The 18,276-nt window shown below is 34.6% G+C and carries 16 protein-coding genes; 4 read left to right on the top strand and 12 right to left on the bottom strand.

Features of this window, described 5'->3' with window-relative positions; genetic code table 11:
- Nucleotides 1–13: 13 nt before the first annotated feature.
- The 5 genes from NSS97_RS12010 to NSS97_RS11990 form a co-directional block, all read right to left on the bottom strand.
- Nucleotides 14–907, bottom strand: a complete 894-nt coding sequence (locus NSS97_RS12010; protein ID WP_044439761.1) for an isochorismatase family protein — start codon at nt 905–907, stop codon at nt 14–16.
- Between the two features lie 24 nt (nt 908–931).
- A complete protein-coding gene (locus tag NSS97_RS12005) occupies nt 932–2,548 on the bottom strand; it encodes a (2,3-dihydroxybenzoyl)adenylate synthase (RefSeq protein ID WP_341112631.1) in 1,617 nt (538 codons plus the stop codon).
- Between the two features lie 12 nt (nt 2,549–2,560).
- The gene (dhbC, locus tag NSS97_RS12000) at nt 2,561–3,760 is read right to left on the bottom strand and encodes an isochorismate synthase DhbC (protein WP_044439765.1); all 1,200 of its coding nucleotides are present in this window, start codon (nt 3,758–3,760) and stop codon (nt 2,561–2,563) included.
- 26 nt (nt 3,761–3,786) lie between these two features.
- On the bottom strand, nt 3,787–4,572 hold the full coding sequence (dhbA, locus tag NSS97_RS11995; protein WP_341112629.1) for a 2,3-dihydro-2,3-dihydroxybenzoate dehydrogenase: 786 nt from the start codon (nt 4,570–4,572) through the stop codon (nt 3,787–3,789).
- Nucleotides 4,573–5,201: 629 nt separating this feature from the next.
- A complete protein-coding gene (locus NSS97_RS11990) occupies nt 5,202–6,404 on the bottom strand; it encodes an L-lactate MFS transporter (protein ID WP_088045589.1) in 1,203 nt (400 codons plus the stop codon).
- A gap of 679 nt (nt 6,405–7,083) precedes the next feature.
- On the opposite strand from NSS97_RS11990, the gene NSS97_RS11985 reads away from it, so the two are divergent.
- Complete coding sequence (locus NSS97_RS11985) at nt 7,084–7,269, top strand: YkvS family protein (protein ID WP_002012762.1); 186 nt, start codon at nt 7,084–7,086, stop codon at nt 7,267–7,269.
- A 63-nt stretch (nt 7,270–7,332) separates the two neighbouring features.
- On the opposite strand, the gene NSS97_RS11980 is transcribed toward NSS97_RS11985, so the two are convergent.
- Together NSS97_RS11980 and alr are read right to left on the bottom strand one after the other, a co-directional pair.
- On the bottom strand, nt 7,333–7,632 hold the full coding sequence (locus NSS97_RS11980) for an ArsR/SmtB family transcription factor (RefSeq protein WP_002012759.1): 300 nt from the start codon (nt 7,630–7,632) through the stop codon (nt 7,333–7,335).
- A gap of 219 nt (nt 7,633–7,851) precedes the next feature.
- Nucleotides 7,852–9,048 carry an alanine racemase gene (alr, locus tag NSS97_RS11975; RefSeq protein WP_341112625.1) on the bottom strand — a complete coding sequence of 399 codons (1,197 nt, stop codon included), beginning with the start codon at nt 9,046–9,048 and terminating at the stop codon, nt 7,852–7,854.
- A gap of 483 nt (nt 9,049–9,531) precedes the next feature.
- Here alr and NSS97_RS11970 point away from each other — a divergent pair, with 483 nt between their 5' ends.
- On the top strand, nt 9,532–9,669 hold the full coding sequence (locus tag NSS97_RS11970) for a hypothetical protein (RefSeq protein ID WP_162836435.1): 138 nt from the start codon (nt 9,532–9,534) through the stop codon (nt 9,667–9,669).
- A 125-nt stretch (nt 9,670–9,794) separates the two neighbouring features.
- Here NSS97_RS11970 and NSS97_RS11965 read toward each other — a convergent pair whose 3' ends face one another.
- Nucleotides 9,795–11,162 carry a lytic polysaccharide monooxygenase gene (locus NSS97_RS11965; RefSeq protein WP_107887486.1) on the bottom strand — a complete coding sequence of 456 codons (1,368 nt, stop codon included), beginning with the start codon at nt 11,160–11,162 and terminating at the stop codon, nt 9,795–9,797.
- A 343-nt stretch (nt 11,163–11,505) separates the two neighbouring features.
- On the opposite strand from NSS97_RS11965, the gene NSS97_RS11960 reads away from it, so the two are divergent.
- The gene (locus tag NSS97_RS11960; RefSeq protein ID WP_002157923.1) at nt 11,506–11,679 is read left to right on the top strand and encodes a hypothetical protein; all 174 of its coding nucleotides are present in this window, start codon (nt 11,506–11,508) and stop codon (nt 11,677–11,679) included.
- Nucleotides 11,680–11,839: 160 nt separating this feature from the next.
- On the opposite strand, the gene NSS97_RS11955 is transcribed toward NSS97_RS11960, so the two are convergent.
- From NSS97_RS11955 to NSS97_RS11940, 4 genes are all read right to left on the bottom strand, one after another.
- Entirely contained in the window at nt 11,840–14,929 is a 3,090-nt protein-coding gene (locus NSS97_RS11955; RefSeq protein ID WP_341112622.1) for an SMC family ATPase, read from the bottom strand.
- A complete protein-coding gene (locus tag NSS97_RS11950; protein ID WP_002012752.1) occupies nt 14,926–16,083 on the bottom strand; it encodes an exonuclease SbcCD subunit D in 1,158 nt (385 codons plus the stop codon). Before NSS97_RS11950 ends, NSS97_RS11955 begins: the two co-directional genes overlap by 4 nt.
- A gap of 15 nt (nt 16,084–16,098) precedes the next feature.
- The gene (locus NSS97_RS11945; RefSeq protein WP_002085739.1) at nt 16,099–16,338 is read right to left on the bottom strand and encodes a DUF2584 family protein; all 240 of its coding nucleotides are present in this window, start codon (nt 16,336–16,338) and stop codon (nt 16,099–16,101) included.
- A 184-nt stretch (nt 16,339–16,522) separates the two neighbouring features.
- Entirely contained in the window at nt 16,523–16,780 is a 258-nt protein-coding gene (locus NSS97_RS11940; RefSeq protein ID WP_002012747.1) for a hypothetical protein, read from the bottom strand.
- A 350-nt stretch (nt 16,781–17,130) separates the two neighbouring features.
- Here NSS97_RS11940 and NSS97_RS11935 point away from each other — a divergent pair, with 350 nt between their 5' ends.
- Nucleotides 17,131–18,183, top strand: coding sequence for an enoyl-CoA hydratase/isomerase family protein (locus NSS97_RS11935; RefSeq protein WP_002065275.1), 1,053 nt, complete (start codon nt 17,131–17,133; stop codon nt 18,181–18,183).
- Nucleotides 18,184–18,276: the final 93 nt, after the last annotated feature.

The raw sequence follows: 18,276 nt of genomic DNA, 5'->3' as shown, positions 1-18,276 counted from the left end.
TGTAGTCTATTTGTTACAGCACTTGTGCTGCTTGTGAAGATAGTAAACGGTACCAATCATCAACAGTTGGACGTTCTGCTAAATCTGCAAAAGTGATTTCTTTCCCTTCGCGACGCCATTTCTCTACTAAACTCATAATTCTGACCGAATCAAGTCCTCTATTTAATAAGTCTTCATCAACTTCGATACTCTCTACTGGCTCACGGAGTAGTTGTGCAACTAGTTCATGTACTTTCTGTAAAGTGATTCCTTCACTCTCATCGCTTTTTACACTTTGTAAATCTTTTAATAGTAAGTTTGTTGATGTCGTTACTGCACATCTATTTGATGCATACTGCAATGCTTGTTTATGATGCTCTAGTGAAAAATCAGCAACTGCATCTGCTACAAAAAATGGCTCTATACCATCCATAAATGCTTCACAAGCTGTTAAAAGGCAGCCAATATGCGCATAAATACCGCAAATAATAAGTTGATCTCTTCCCTGCTCATTTAAAATTTCAAATAGATTCGTCTTTTTAAATGCACTATATCTCCATTTGGTTAGGAATATATCATCCTCATCTGGAGTAAGTTCATCCACAATTTTCTTTTTATCTGGTCCAGCAGGAATACCGTCACCCCAAAAATCTTGTAATAACCCTCGTTGTTCTAACGTTTGTCCACCAGGTTGTGCTGTATAAACAACTGGTATACCAAGTTCCTTACATCTTTCTCTTATCACCTTAATATTTGAAATGAGTTCTACTTTTGGCGATTCTTTATCGCTATATGCATCAAGAAAATATTCTTGCATGTCATGAATTAAAAGAACTGCACGTTTCGGATTTGGCGTCCAATTCACTTTATTTTTTGGTAGTTCTGATTCAATTGGCATTTTATATACTGAAATAGATGGGATAGCCATCTAATCACTTCCTTCCGATTTTTATTATTGTTTTACTCTAATAAGTTTTTCAGCAATGACTTTACGTAATTCTTTTTTGCTTACTTTTCCAATACCTGTTTGTGGGAATGATTCAATAAATTCAATTCGATCTGGAATCTTATAAGCTGCTATACCACGTTCTCTTAAGAACATTTTTAATTCGTTTGCAGTTAGGACTTGTCCACGAGCGATAACAAAAGCGCAAGTGCGTTCTCCTAAATAATCGTCAGGCATAGATACAATTGCTACATCATGTACTGCATCATGTGCTAATAGATGATTTTCAACCTCTTCCGCAGCAACCTTCTCACCGCCACGATTAATTTGATCTTTATCTCTTCCTTCTACAATGATGTAACCTTGTTCATTTACTTTCACAAGATCTCCTGTACGATAAAATCCATCCTTTGTAAATGATCGTGCATTATGCTCTTCCGCTTTATAATAACCACGAATTGTATATGGCCCTCTTGTTAATAAACTTCCTACTTCACCGGGTTTTACATCGTTATCATTTTCATCAACAACCCTTACTTCATCGAATGTAGACATCGGTCTACCTTGCGTATGAATAATGATTTCTTCAGGATCATTTAATCTTGTGTAATTTACTAACCCTTCTGCCATACCGAACACTTGCTGTAACGTACATCCAAATGTAGGGCGAATACGCTTCGCAACTTCGGCACTAAATTTCGCACCTCCTACTTGAATAACTTGCAGGCTCGATAAATCGTCGTTACGGGAAGATGCTGCATCAAGCCAAATCATTGCTAATGGTGGAACGAGCCCTGTAATCGTAACTTTTTCTTTTTCGATAAGAGCAAATGACTCATCTGGACTACCTCCAGTTGCCAATACTACTTTTCCACCCGCATAGAAAGTTCCAAATGTTCCTGGAGAACTCATCGGGTAATTGTGTGCTACTGGAAGAACTGCCATATAGACGCTTTCTGCATTTAAATTACAAATGTCAACGCTAACACGTAAACTATAAATATAGTCATCATGTGTTCTAGGAATTAATTTAGAAAGTCCTGTCGTCCCTCCTGATAATTGGAGAAACGCAACATCACTTGGCTGAACTTCTGGTAACGGAATCGGATCCATATAAAGATCAGTTATATTCACGAATTCTTCTTCTTCCCCCACTACGATTACATGTTGTAAAGCGGGAACTTTCTCTTTCACTTCTCTTGCTAGTTTTCGGTAATCAAAGCCGAGAGCCTTATCTGAAATAATGTAAGCACTCACCTCACCAAACTCGCAAAAATAACTAATTTCACTACTGCGATGAGAAGGTAGTGCAAAAACAGGAAGCGCTCCAATGCGAAATAGCGCAAAGCATATTTCGAAAAACTCTATAATATTAGGTAACTGGATTACAACTCGGTCCTCTTTCTTTATTCCTAAATTCAGTAAACCTGAAGCTAAGCGATCTACCTTTTTATCAAGTTCACTATACGTTATATGCGTATTACTACTTACAACCGCAATTTGATCCCCATATTTTTCAGCACGTTCTTTTAACATCGAACCAAATGTTTCTCCAAGCCAACACCCTTCTTCTCGATAGCGATTGGCAAATTCTTTTGGCCATTCCGTATAACCTATTAACATTCTTTCTTCCCCCTATTTTTCATTCAGCGAATTATCTCTTAACCCTAAAGCCTTCAGCATTGTTTGGAACTTAGCTGATGTTTCTGCTAACTCATCTTCTGGCTTTGATTCAGCAACAACTCCAGCACCTGCATATAAGCGAAGTATATTCTCTTGCACTTCAGCACAACGAATTGTAACAATCCATTCGCCATCTCCATTTAAATCGCTCCACCCTAACATTCCTGTAAAGAATTCACGGTCAAATGGCTCAATTTTTTGAATAGCCTCTCTCGCTTCTTCCATTGGAGTTCCGCAAACTGCTGGCGTAGGATGAAGAGCAATTGCTAATTCTAAAGAAGACGTATTTGGGTCCTTTAGTTCACCTTTCACTTCCGTAGACAAATGCCACATTGCTTCACTATGAATAACTGAGGGTTTTTCTGGAACATGTAATATATGACAGTAAGGGCGAAGCGCAGCGGCAACCGCTTCAACTACTACCGCATGTTCATGTAAATCTTTTGGAGAAGAAAGTAATTCTTCTGCCCTTCTTTTATCTTCTACTGGATCCTCACTTCGTGGTCTTGAGCCAGCCAACGGATTAGAAATTACTTGCATACCATGACGTGAAACAAGTAATTCAGGACTTGCTCCAATTAACGTCTTACTGTACTCGTTTTCATCTTTCGGCAAATTAACAGCAAATGTGTAGCCGTGCTTATTATGTTCCGCTAATTCACGAAGTAGTTTTTGTTGATCAATTTTCTCGGAAGATTTAACATCCAATGATCTAGATAGAACGATTTTCCTTAAATCTCCGTCCTGAATTTTTGCTATTCCTTGCTTCACACCATCCATATAAACTTCAGGAGCTGGAACCGGTGTCATTTCAAATGTCAGTTTCTCATTTCGTTTTATCTCATTTGTCGTCTCTAACTGTAAACGCTCAGTAATTCTACTATGTTCTGGTACGATAAGTTGAACTTCTTTTCTACGATCAAAGGGCAAAGCACCAACAACGATAGGATTCGGATTTCCGGCTTGTTTTGCATTACTTAATACCGCTTGTACAAGTTCTGGAAAGCTTTCAATTTCACGATGTTTTACTGTAGTAAACTCTCCTTCTGCTAATATTGTTCGAGTTGGTGAAGCGAAAAAGAATGAAGATTCTGTCTTATAATCTTCTAAAAGTTTTTCTGACAGTTCCTTTACGGCTGTAAGTTCATTCATAATATAATAACCTCCTGAATTTTTTATTAAACTCCTAATGCAGCTCCGCCATCGACACATAAATTGTGCATTGTAATATGACTCGCTTTATCAGAAGCTAAAAACAATACTGCTTCAGCAATTTCTGAAGGTTGTGCAATTTTTTGTAACGGAATACCGAGTCTATATGTATTTTGAGAACCAGCAATTATATTTTCAGCTCCATTCTCATCAGCCCATAGTAATCTTTGCATTTCAGTTTCAGTAGAACCAGGAGAAACTAAGTTGCAGCGAATATTGTATGCTGCAAGCTCTAATCCTAAACACTTCATAAACATTGTCGTTGCGGCTTTTGATGCAGCGTACGCAGCCATTTCCATTCTCGGAGTATTTGCCGCATTTGAACCAACTGTAACAATTGCCCCTGACTTTCTTTGCATCATATGTTTACTTACTGCTCGAGACATATAGAAAACTCCTGTAGAATTTACAGAGAAGGTTTTATTCCAATCTTCATCACTTAAAGAGTGAATTGGTCCCATACGTAATACCCCTGCAACATTTATTAATATATCTATTGGTGCTATATCATTTTCAATACCGTTTACCATATCTTCAACAGCGGTACTATCACTCACATCTAAATGAAATGTTTTCATACGTGTTTCATTTAATTCATTTTCATTTAAGAGTACGTTTAACCCCTCTTCATTTTGATCAACCGCAATAACTGTAGCTCCTCTTTCTAAAAACATTTTGGCAACAACACTGCCTATACCTTGAGCTGCACCTGTTACTAAAACCGTTTTTCCATCAAATTCCCCTAAGTTCATTTCCTCTATCCTTTCATTTGAAAATTAATCTAATTAAACAAATAGCAATAATGATAACGATTATCACTATCAACGTAAAAAATAATACACTTACTAAACTAATTGGTCAAGTGTACTTTTCATCAAAATATTATTCATTGATAATGTTTTTCATTTAATATCCTTACACCGAAATGATAATCTTTCTCAATAAACTTGTCAACCTATTTTTATTTTTCAGATAAAATATTTTAGTACTTCTCAATACAATTACATCTAAAAGCATTAATAAGTACTTACATTAAAAAATTTAATTCGTACTCCTCTTTTTAAAATTGAAGAAGATAAACTGTAGATACCTTCATTTACAAAGCCTTACCAAAAACTCAAGTATATACTTTCTCAACATTTTTCTGAAAATATCGAGAAAGTATATCTTGCAATTACCGATGCATGTCGTGTTTATAATTTAAGATTTAATAAGTATTTCGAATATAATATATCAATTTATGATATTCCAATATAATCCAAACGGATACTTTACTCATTTTTTTGCCTCTAGAAAATTCCACATGTTGTAATTCATAAAAAAGCACCCTATTAAATAGGGTGCTTTTTAGTAAACATAGTGTTAAAGAAGATTTATATACTTACGCTACACTGCGATACTCTTCTTCTTTTTCTTTTTTCTGCTTAGGCACTTGGATTAAAAGTGCGATAATAAATGATACGACACATAATACGCCGATCACCATGAAAGTTGGTTTGAATCCACCTAGAACTGCACCGATAAAGGAACCAGCGAGCGCTCCAAATCCAAATCCTTGATACACAATTCCGTAGTTCTTACTATGGTTTTTCATACCGTAGAAATCACCAACGATAGCTGGGAAAATAGTGATATTTCCACCAAAGCAAAACGCTACACTTGCTACACATACGAAGTAGATACCATAATTTAAATCTACGAAACTTAAAACCAAGACTGAAGCTGCCATAGCAACAAATGTACCAGTAACGATTTTTAAACGGCCGATTTTATCTGATAACGGTCCTAAAATAATACGACCTAATGTATTGAAGATTGCAACCATAGCCACCGCATTAGCTGCTGTCGCTGCGCTAAGCCCTACAAGTTGAACACCAATGTCTTTTACCATACCAATTAAGTATAAGCCACTCATACATGATGTAAATAACATAATAAATAATAAGTATACTTGTTTTGTGCCTAACATTTCTTTCGTTGTATATTCCTGAGTTTTTGTTTCATGAACTGCTCCTTGATCTGCAGCTTGATGGATTAAACAAGCGCCAAGGACAATCATAGCTGTAACAATTAAACCCCAGTATATAAACGCTTGTGATACACCAACTGATTCAATTAACTGTGCGTTAATATATTTAAAAATTAAGCTACCCGAACCATATGCAGAGACAGAAATACCAGCAATTAAACCTTTACGCTTTGGAAACCACTTTATTAAATTGGATAATGAAGTGATATATGCTGTACCATCTGCATAACCTACAACAACCCCTGCTAGTACATAAAGCAATATTAATGAGGAAGCTTGTGAACTAAGTATTAATCCAATTCCTAATGCTAGTCCAGCTATCATAATAAGTTTACGAAGTCCCCATTTTTCTTGCAATTTACTCGCAAACAAAGTTGAAAACGCTAAAGACAGGCTAGTAATTGAGAAAGTTATAGCAACAGCGTTAAGACTCCAACCGTATTTACTCACTAAGGGCTGATTGAATAAACTCCATGTATATATCGTACCAAGCCCCATTTGTACTATGACTGTTCCAAGGACAACAAGCCATGGATTAACCGATGATTTTTTCATACCATCTCTCCTCCTCTTTCTATTTCAATGCTATTCGCTAAATATGCTTTTTTTATTTTTATTTTCGCCACCTCATTCGACTTAACAACTTCATTGTATAGGATGTTTTCGTTTATGTAAGCACTTACAAGATGGAGCGTCAAAAATATGGAATCAGTTACAGAAAACGAAGGGTGAAATACAAAAAACTGCTTGTTAAATACGTAGCAGCTTTTACAATGTTTTGCATCAATACGACTTACGGAGCTTTCACATCCTCTTTTACCAAAAAAATTATCGAATTATCCATGGCTGGACTTCAATATTTTGCTTATCCTATTCTTATTTAACTCTTCAACGTTTATAACATGTTGCGTCTGTATTTCTTGATACAAATCATTTAATAGTCTTGTAATCTGGCTTCTCATTACAATGCTTGTAATCAAAAATTCCATCTTTTATACATTTTAACTTCCATATATCTTGTTTTTCAACGAAACATACAGAATTACAACGTTTTTTTACAATTTTATACATAAAAAATAGAAAATATATAATTCATTTACATAATGTTGCACTTTAATTTTTACTAAACAACAAATATTTTATTGATAAATAAAACTAAACATTCACTAATATATCTATACGTGGTTTAATATATATAATAAACAAACATTTCTGACTTTTATAAGGAGGTACTATGAAAGCAAACGTAGGCGATACTATACTATTTCAACGAAATAACTTAAAGATCACAGCATCTGTACTAAAACTATACACTGAATCGGTCTTAGTTGAAGTCACAGATGTAAGCGGTGGTACTTTTGAATTTGACCGAACAATTGTAAATCATAAAAACTATAAAATTTTAAATGCAAATAAATAAAACAATACAATACAAAATAGCCCCTGCTTAACAGCGGAGGCTATTTTGTATAATAACAATTCATTAATTTACATATCCTAAAACACTAACAATCTTGCTTGCTTTTAAATTATTAATATAATAATAAATTTCTAACCCTCTTCTCTCAGCTCTTAGCACTTTACCTTTCATTTTTGATAAATGCTGTGAAACAGTCGATTGAGGAATATTTAATATTTCTGTTAATTGTGTTACATTACAAGTTTTGCGTGCACTTAATTCATTTACAATTTGTAATCGTATTGGATGCGCCATTATTTTTAAAATATCCACATCTTCTTCAGTTACTAAACTTTTTTTTATCTCGCTCGTATATGTTGTCATAAGACATTCCCCTTTTATATTGATTCCTTTTTATTTAGATCCATTTCTAAAGAAAACCGCAATCCCCAATATGCAAATAAGACCCTTATATAGAAATAACAGGATTTCATTTCATTAAAAACAGAAATGTTTTTTATTTTATTTATTTGGTACATATACATAATACAATTTTAATATGTGCTGTATGTGAAGTTAGCATAAATTTATGATGAAGATTCTTCATTCATTTATACATAAACTGATAGGACTTCTTCGTAGTTCATTTATTATTTCGATTGGCTTATTGTCTTTTATATAGATGCGAGGTATCCTTCTACTTAACATACAAGTAATCTCATAATTAATTGTACTTAATGTATCTGCAACGCAATCTACACTTATTGATTCCTCGCCTTGATTACCATAAAAGACCACCTCATCCCCAACATGTATTGGCATGATTTTTGTTACGTCCAACATTAACTGGTCCATACAAATACGTCCTATAATAGGAACTTTCACATCCTTTATTAATACAAACCCTTTATTCGAGAGTTGCCTGCTGACACCATCCGCATATCCAACCGGTATCGTCGCAATCCATTCTTCTCCTTTCGCTGTGTATGTTGCTCCATAGCTAACCCCATTTCCTTTTTTTACTTTTTTGATATGCGCAACTTTTGATTTAAATGTCAGGATAGGCTGTAACGAAATAGCTTCTTGATTGACATCTGCAGATGGATAGAGACCGTATAACGCGATTCCAAGGCGGACCATATTTCCTTTTGTTTCTCTCATATCAATTGTAGCAGCACTATTATTGGCATGAATCCATGGAATAACAATTTGTAACTCTTCTGCTTTGCTTACGGCTTTTTGGAATACCTCTTGTTGCATGAGAGTATATGCTTTATCCCTTTCATCTGCACAAGCGAAGTGCGTGTACATTCCTTCAACCTGAATATATTTTGTACACTTTAATGTTTGTAAAAACAATGTGACTTCATTAAGTTGTAAACCGATTCGGCTCATTCCAGTGTCAATTTTAATATGGATGTACGCATTCTTTTCCATTTGTGAAGCAACCTCTTCTATAGCATGCAAATCCTCAATTGTATATACTGTCATGCTTAAATCATACGTAATTGCATCTACTATCGCTTCATACGGTGTGTATCCAAAGATTAATATTGGTACAGTTATACCAGCTTCTCTAAGTTCAATTCCTTCATCTACAAACGCAACTGCCAAGTAACTTGTGCCTGCCTCTATTACCGCCTTCGCAATCGGAACTGCCCCGTGTCCATAGGCATTCGCTTTTACAACTGTCATAATCGCTGTACCAAATGGAATAGCTTGTTTGTACTGTTGGAAATTACGTTGCAGTGCATTTAAATCAACTTCAATAATAGTATGTCTACCATAGTTAACGTTCATAATTTATTTACCTCCTATATTAAGCTATCAAAAATGCTCTTCCTGAAGAGCCAAGTTCATGAATCCATAAAAGTCATTTGTATTCAAACGAAAATCCGTCGGTTATTATTTTTTTAGTATTCCTTCAGTTATTTTTACCTCGTAGCCTTCGGTGAGCTAAAATCGTTAAAAATCACATTCACTCTCACCCTCATATTTTTACATATCTTCACCTATCCAAAAAGGTACACACATTATGTATTTTTACAGTCTAGTGGTATGTTGGAGAGGTATAGAGATGCCTCTTTGTAATGAAATTACTTTTCGAAGTAATACTATATGAGTAATAAATATATCTACTGTATAAAAATATTCATAAGATGACGTCATATCCTACAACTATATGATTTAACAATTCATTTTTAAGGTAATTTTAATTTATATTAACAATTCAAGTATAGTAATATGTAGTTTGCGAATTGATAATTAGGAGGCTGTTGTAAAGTGAATTACAAAAAGGGTATTTTAGTTGGTCTTATATGTGTATTTGTATTTTCATTAAGTGGTTGTAATTTTATTGATGGGTTTAAAAGTGGATTTGCTTCTAAAACGGAAAAGGTAGAAAACCAGGAGAAAAAATAAATCCGTACAAAAAAGACGACATTTTATATGTCGTCTTTTTTGTTTCAACTTTAAAGTGAACTCTCATTATTACTTTATTGCATCAAAGCCCGTCAGTCATTCCTTAGTTCAAAACCAGTAAAAGCTTACACTGTTTTCCATAATGATAAAGCATAAATCCAGTTTGGATCCCCATTTCCTTGATAATTTTGGACAGCTTCATACACTTTCCCTTCGTGTACGACTCTATCTCCCTTTTTATATGCCTTCTTTGAATCCCACGCTTCGTATGAAGCGCTTTCAGTTTTTGTAGTAACTGTGAATACATCGCTTTGTGCTGATTCATTTCCAGCCACATCAACAGCTTTCACCGTATATTTATATGTAGTATTAGCAAGCAAATTTTTGTCCATATGAGAAGTAGTGTTGGATATTCCAATTTTTTTCATTACGCCTGATATTTCTCTGGAGATATCGTAATGGTCTACACCGTCATTATCGTCAGACGGACTCCACATCAGATCAACGCTTGATGCTGTCGTTCCCATGCTGTGTAATCCTTTTGGCTGTGTAGGTGCTTCTGTATCAAGAGTCGCTACTGATGTTTTCACTTTAACTGCCGTACTTACCTTCGATACATTTCCAGCTGCGTCAATCGCTTTTACAGTATAAGAGTATTCAGTACTTGGTTGTAATTGTTTATCAATAAAATGAGTGCCTGGTACTGTGTCAATAATCTCTCCATTGCGTAGGACCTGATAACCTTTTACCCCTACATTATCCGTAGAAGCGTTCCATGCTAGTTCTACACTATTTGCTGTAACTTTTCTTGCCTCAAGCCCATTTGGATTACTTGGTGCTTCTGTGTCTGGTTTTTCATTATTGACTAGATTTACATCAATTACATTATAGAATGCATTTGCTGTATCAGCTACATCCCATACCGCTAAAATAACATGGTATCCACTACGATCAGTAGGTACGTTAATTTTGTGATTTAAATTGTTTGAAGCTGCAGAACCATCATGTTGTACAGTTCCAATTGGCTCAAAGTCAGCTCTTGTTAGCGGTTTATTTGGATTCCAATTCTTTTTCGTAATGTAGTAATGCCATTGGCTAGTTAAGTGAGGAGCTGTATATTTCCATGTAAACGTATTCTCTCCACCAGTTATCGTATTTTTAAACCAACGATCTGCTGTTTGTTGATCTAGAATACCACCAAAATTACCACCTGCGGAAGCTATTTGTCCATCAACTGGGCCACCTTGTGGAAATCCTTTTGGAGCTTCTAAACTTTGTGGTTCATACATAACACTTCCGCAGTTCATGTTCAGTACGCCATAAGTTGGGCTACATAAAGCAGAACGACTTCCAGGTTTTTCAACAAAACCGTGCGCATATGCATTTTGAGGAATGAGAGTCGTGCCTATGATTCCAGCCGTTAATGCTACGGCTCCTAAACTTTTCTTATTCATTTTCATGTTTTGTAAGTGTTTTAAAATTCGATTATTCATGTTCGTATCCCCTTCTTGTTATACCTTGTAGTGTGATGAGGGCTTTGATGCAAAAGAATAACAATAAAGACACTTGTTTTTGGGAGTGCGTAAGAAACTCACACTTAATAATGAACGAATGTTTCATTCATTATTATTAAATATTTAACTTTACGGATATATCATGACATATAAACTACTGAAACTTGTGCAGAAGTTGTGCAGAAGCGTTGAACTTAATACTAACACTGGCTAAACATTAAATTCACTTAGATGCTTATACAGACAACTTCTTCATTTTTAACACATGTTAGGCATTTGTATATACTATTGCAAAACACATTCTTATTGAGGGGGACTTTATATGCCAACACCGTCACAAGAACAAGTTGAAGAAGCTCGTGAAACGTATGTCAGTCGTATTATTTTAGTTGGTGGTTCAGCTTTATTTTTAACAGGTGGTGTTATATCTGCAATTTCAGCCTTTAAAAGTTATAATCGTTTGGCAAATACACCACCTTCTTCAAATGATTCATAATTGCATCATTCATTCCTTTAAATAATAAAGATGCCGCCTCTACTATAGAGACGGCTTTATATAAAAACATTATTAAATTCATTTGAACTTAATTGAAAAAACGTTATAACAATTTGGTACAATGTTCAAAGTAAGGATAGATACTTTCAATTTGACAAGCTTATTTCACCACAAACCTCGTCTGACTACACCCATCCTTCTGCTTCGTTACCTCTAATACGGCTGGCATTGCGTTTTTCAGTTCTTGAACGTGTGAAATTACACCGATAAAGCGACCTGATTTTTGCAAGTCGATTAGGGCGTCAACTGCTTTCGTTAATGACTCTTCATCTAATGAGCCGAATCCTTCATCGATAAACATCGTTTCGATGGAAATACCACCCTCATACGCTTGAATTACATCTGCCATTCCAAGTGCTAAGCAAAGTGATGCGTTAAATTTCTCACCGCCAGATAATGTTTTTACATCTCGGGTTTGACCTGTATATGCATCATATACATCTAATCCTAATCCACTTTGTCGATTCCTCTTTTCAACTCGTTCGCTTCGTTTTAAATAAAATTGTCCATTTGATAATTTACGTAGTCGTTCGTTCGCAATTTGAACAATTTGTTCTAAATACTCAATTAAGATGTAACGTTCAAAGGATATACGACTATCGTTATCCCCTTTCATTACTTCATATAAATCAACAAGTTCTTGGAATGCTTTTTCTTCCTCATGAATTTGTTCATCAATTCGTTTAATATTTTCATGTAAATCCGTAATATATGATACGGCGTTTTGAGCACGTTGTCGTTTTTCTTTAATAATATCAAGGCTAATTTCCAATTCTCTCACTTGCTCATCTAATGAAGAAATGTCCATATACTCTTTATCTTTTAAGTCTGCTTTTAATTCGTCAATTTGTTTTGTAAGTACTTCTAGAGATGAGTAATAACTTTGGATTTCTTGTTGTAACTTATCCATCTCAGCATCATTTAATTTGGATTCTTTATATGTTAATTGATCTGTAAATCCACTTTGTTCTAGCTCTTTCATAAAGCGTGTGAAAGTCTCTTCTTTCTTATCTTTTGCACTATTAAATTGATTAGAAGCATTATCATGTTCTACTTGAATACGTATATTTTCATTTTGCCAATGTTGATACGCCTCTTGTACTTTCTCCCATTCATCTTCCATTAACCTAAGTTCTTGCAGAGCTTGGTCAAACTGTACTTTCCAAGCTTGTACCGTTTGCAAGCTTTCCGGAATATTTTGCTTATCATGTTCATATGACGTACGAAGCTGCATACACTCCATTTCAGTACGGTGCTGCACAGTTTCTACTTCACGCTTTTGTTTCTGGAGTTCTTCTACTTTTTCTTCTACGCTTTTTATATTCACAGCAATTTGCTTACGCGTTTCTTCACTTGCTTTTAACGCATTAACTTCTGCTGCTAATTGCTTCCCTTTTTGAACAAGCGCACTATATGTTTCTACTAATTCTTCTGAGCGATAGCCTCGCTTTAGCACTTCTTCTATCACTTGTTCATATTGAACTCGATAGAAATTCCACTTTTCTTCTAATTGAACATGTAATTTTTCCGCAATATTTTTCTTTTCTCTTAGCTCATTTAACTCTTTTTCATCAATTGCATTACTTTGCTCTGTAGCTTTTTTCGGGTGGTCCATACTACCACATACTGGACAAGATTCACCATCATGTAAATGAAGAGCTAATATACCAGCTTGTTCACTTAACCAGCGGCGTTCAATATTTTCATATGTACTAACTGCCTGTTGCATCTTATGAAACGCACTTTCTTTTTCTAGCTCGTATTTTTGTTTTTCTTGCCATACATCATATGCCTGCTTTAATACTTTTGCATCTTCTCGCATATTCGTTAGTTCTTCTACTTTAGCTACATATTGTTCAAGCGCTGCTTCTAATTGCTGTAATTCGCCAGACATTCTTTGTTTTTCATTTTTATGCGCTTCTAGTTGTTCATCTAACTTTTGCATACCTTCTTTTAATTTTCCTATTTGAATTTCAGCATTTTGCAAATTTAACTTTTTCTCAGCTAATGATGCAATAATTGGCTGTAACTCTTCTAGTCTTTGAACTTGTTTTTTAGCATTTTCTCGCTCGGATGCCTTATTCTTTAATGCTTCATATTTCTCCTGAGCAAGTGCAAAACTGTTCATTATATGCTCTTTTTTTGCGATTATCTGTTTTAACAAACTTTCAGACTGCTGTTCATATTGCATCGCTTCCTCATACCATTGCTCAAATGGTAATAATCGCTTCGCCTGTTCCGCATGTTTAAAAGATTTTTCTTTCATTTCGATTACGGCACGGTTTTCTTGTAAAATACTGTACTTCTCATTCTTTTGTTCTAAATCTTTGAATTTCTCATTTACAGCTTTTGCTGCATGAAAACGTGCCTCTGCTTCTTTTAATTGTTTCGTTTTGTCATTTTGTTCTAAGTGTAATTGCTCAACCTCTGCATTGTACCAAATTGTTTCTTGTTCTAATGCCTCTACTACTTGATGTGTATTTACATGCTCTTGCTCCACTAATGTCTCTAATAATGCTCCATCACGTATTGGTAATTTAAATACATTACGGAAATATAGCTCACGTTCTTTTTGTTTTTCTTGTAAGACGTCTTTCCATTGTTTACGCTTTTGATCTAATATCTCACGCATTAATTTATAACGATCTGTTTTAAAAATGCGGCGTAGTATTTCTTCTTTATTTTCCGTTTCAGATGTTAATAATTTTCGGAACTCTCCTTGCGGTAACATGACAATTTGGCTAAATTGATGTTTACTTAATCCAATTAAATCTTCAACTTTTTTATTTACATCCGTTACATGAAAACGATCGACACATGGAACTTTTTCCTCATCAATTACTTCATATAATTCGACTGCATGTCCTGTAATTGTTTTATTTCCTTGTTTTTTATGGCCCAGTTGTCGTTTAATTTCATAACTTTTTCCTTTTAATTGAAAAGTTAATTCCACACTTGTATAAACATCATCATCAGCAAATTGGCTACGAAGCATGTTTGTATCACTGCGCTCTTCTCCACTAGCCTCTCCATATAATACATAACAAATCGCATCAAAAATCGTTGTCTTTCCAGCTCCTGTATTTCCAGAAATAGCGAAAATACGATGCTCACCAAGATCTTTAAAATCGATTACTTCTTTCTGTTTATATGGACCAAACGCGGTCATTATAAGCTGAATCGGTCTCATCCTCGCTCACCTTCCCGTTCTTGCACTGTTTGCAAAACATCTAAAAATAGACGTTCTTTCTCTTCTGATAAATCTAGCCCTTTCATTTCTTTATAAAATGCTTTTAAAAGAGATAAATCATCCGTTTTATGTCTTGAAACAGTTACTTCATTTTCATCTGTGAACTCTCGTCTTTGAATAGATCTTTCAACATGCATTGCATTTGGGTATACAGAACGTATTTTTTCCATTGGCTGCAAGACAGGATTTTCATCTAATAATTTCACAAATACATAATCTTCACTCACTGGATGAAGCAATAAATCGTCTATTTTCGCTTCTACTGTACGCATTTTACGACGTGGTGTAAGTAAACGTTTTTCAATTGTTGTTTCACCTTTTTCATCCAGTTCCACAATATAATATCCTTTTTTATGCTTTTCTTCAGAAATAGAATATGCAAGTGGTGAACCTGAATAACGAATTGTCTCATTACGTACAAAATGCGCTTGATGTAAATGGCCAAGCGCCGTGTAATGAAACTTATCAAAATAATGGCTATTTACATATTCAGCACCACCAATTGAAAGTGGTCGTTCCGCATCACTCGTATTTTCCTCTGCCTCTCCTGAAGAAGTTACAAATGCATGTCCTACAAATATGTGTCTCGCTTCTTTATCCATCGTTTCAGAGAGTTCGTTCATAAAAATACGCATCGCATCATCATGAGAACGAACATCTTCATTTTTCAATATGTGTCTAACAATACTTGGATCTGCATACGGAACGAGATGGAAATGAACCTCTCCGTATTCATCATTTAAAACAACAGGATTGTATGGAAACTGGAATTGTCCAACAATATGTAATCCTTGTTTTTTCATTAAATTACTACCAAAATGTATGCGGTCCGGACTATCGTGGTTTCCTGCAACTGCGATTATTGGTGTTTGTAAATCAATAACTATCTTTTGTAATACATCATTTAATAAGTCTACTGCTTCTGTAGGTGGAATTGCTCGGTCATATAAATCTCCTGCAATAATTACAGCATCCGGTTTTTCCTCTTCAACAGCTTGTACAAACTGATCTAACACAATTTTTTGATCTTCAGTCATATATACACCATGAACAAGCTTACCTAAATGCCAATCCGCTGTATGAAAAAACTTCATATTACCCTTCTCCTTTTAGTTTACTGATTGTAGTGAAACAAGCTGATAGTTTAGTGTAGTTTTTCCATTCTCCCATTCTAACTTTTGGACAATTGCACTACCGATTCTTTCTTCGTTTGATTTATATAAAGGCAATATTTCTTGAATAGTAAATAGATGATAACCATCTAAAATTAATTGAAATAAATTATCTTCTATATGTAATCTTACTTCTTTTTCATTTGAAATAATTTTTGTATGCATCTCAAATTTCATGCTAGATACAACCCCTTTTTTCTAATCTCTACATTTTAATAGTATAGTGGTCATGCAAGATTGACAAGTAAATACACCGCGATGTACATACTTTTTTAATTATAAATATTTTATGTTTTTTTATATGAAATACGGTATGTGAAATTATTAATCTACAAAAATAAAAATGCCCTTTCAGGCATCCTTATTTTTGTAAGTACTCTTTCATAACGTAGTACAATACAGTTATTAAGACAATCGCTACAAAAAACGCAAATACGGCCACAACATACCCATCTTTATTTAATAAAAAGCATATGGAAATAGATATTATAAAAATCGGAAACACGAGACGTACCTTAGCCTTCACTTCTTCTGTCGTATCTGTATGATGAAAATACTGTGTAATTCCTACCATAAGAGATGACAAAATAATAACCGACAATAGTAAAGGTCCTGGCATTCCGATCTCTCCTTTCTCTATTTCTAATTATATACAAACCCCGCGCTCTTTAAAAGTTAGATAATTCAGCCTTTTAACTTTTTCTACATCAACTCTTTAATTTACGCCACGTATACTAACTCAATATAAGTTATACATATAATAGCGCCTTCAACACGACATTTTCAAATAATAGCACTTACAGTAATGTTGTAATATTCCTCGTCATTCTCTGAAATCCTGCAAATATAACTCGTCAAAATATGCGATAAATACTAACACTAAGCACCTAATTTAGACAAAAATTATAGAGGACATTTCAGCATGTATCAAGAAATAAGAATAGAAAGATAAGTAAGGGAGGATTTATAATGACTGAACACGTTTTATTTTCTGTTAGCGAAAACGGCGTTGCATCTATTACTTTAAACCGTCCAAAAGCACTTAATTCTTTATCCTATGACATGTTACAACCAATTGGGCAAAAACTTAAAGAATGGGAGCAAGATGAGCGTATTGAACTCATCGTTTTAAAAGGAGCTGGGACGAAAGGTTTTTGTGCAGGTGGTGATATTAAAACGCTATACGAAGCACGTTCTAACGAAGTTGCATTACAACATGCAGAGCAGTTTTTTGAAGAAGAATATGAAATTGATACATTTATTTATCAATACAAAAAACCAATTATCGCTTGTTTAGATGGAATTGTAATGGGCGGTGGTGTCGGTCTGACAAATGGAGCGACGTATCGAATTGTAACAGAGCGTACGAAGTGGGCAATGCCTGAAATGAACATCGGTTTCTTCCCTGATGTCGGTGCTGCTTATTTCTTAAATAAAGCGCCTGGATATACTGGTCGATATGTTGCTTTAACGGCATCTATTTTAAAAGCTCCTGATGTATTATATATTAACGCTGCTGATTACTTTATGACATCAGATTCATTACCAAATTTCCTTACCGCACTTGAAAATGTAAATTGGAAAAAAGAAGATGTACATACTCATTTAAAAGAAGTTATTCGTACATTTGCAACTGCTCCAAACTTAGATGGCAATCTTTCTTCTTCAGTAGAAGAAATTAATTCGCATTTTGCATTCGATACAATTGAGGGAATCATTCAATCGTTAGAGAAAGATCAAAGTCCATTTGCCCAAACAACGAAAGAAAAGCTATTATCCAAATCCCCTGTTTCATTAAAGGTAACATTAAAACAGTTTATTGATGGCCAAGAAAAGTCAGTTGAAGAATGTTTCGCGACAGATCTTATACTCGCTAAAAACTTCATGCGACATGAAGATTTTTTTGAAGGAGTACGGTCCGTTGTAGTTGATAAAGACCAAAATCCAAATTATAAATATAAACAATTAAGTGATGTTTCAGAAGAAGATGTAAATCGATTCTTTAACTTACTTAACGCTTAAACAAAGAGGCCATATATTGTAGCACACTCTCAGCTACTCTATATGGCCTCTTCTTTTTAGTTAAATAATTTTAAATATAATTTAATTTTATTT

The sequence above is a fragment of the Bacillus sp. FSL R12-0074 genome, assembly GCF_038005725.1.
GTDB lineage: Bacteria > Bacillota > Bacilli > Bacillales > Bacillaceae_G > Bacillus_A > Bacillus_A mycoides.
Note: the sequence above shows the minus strand (reverse complement) of the source record. Positions and strands in the feature narration are given on the sequence as shown.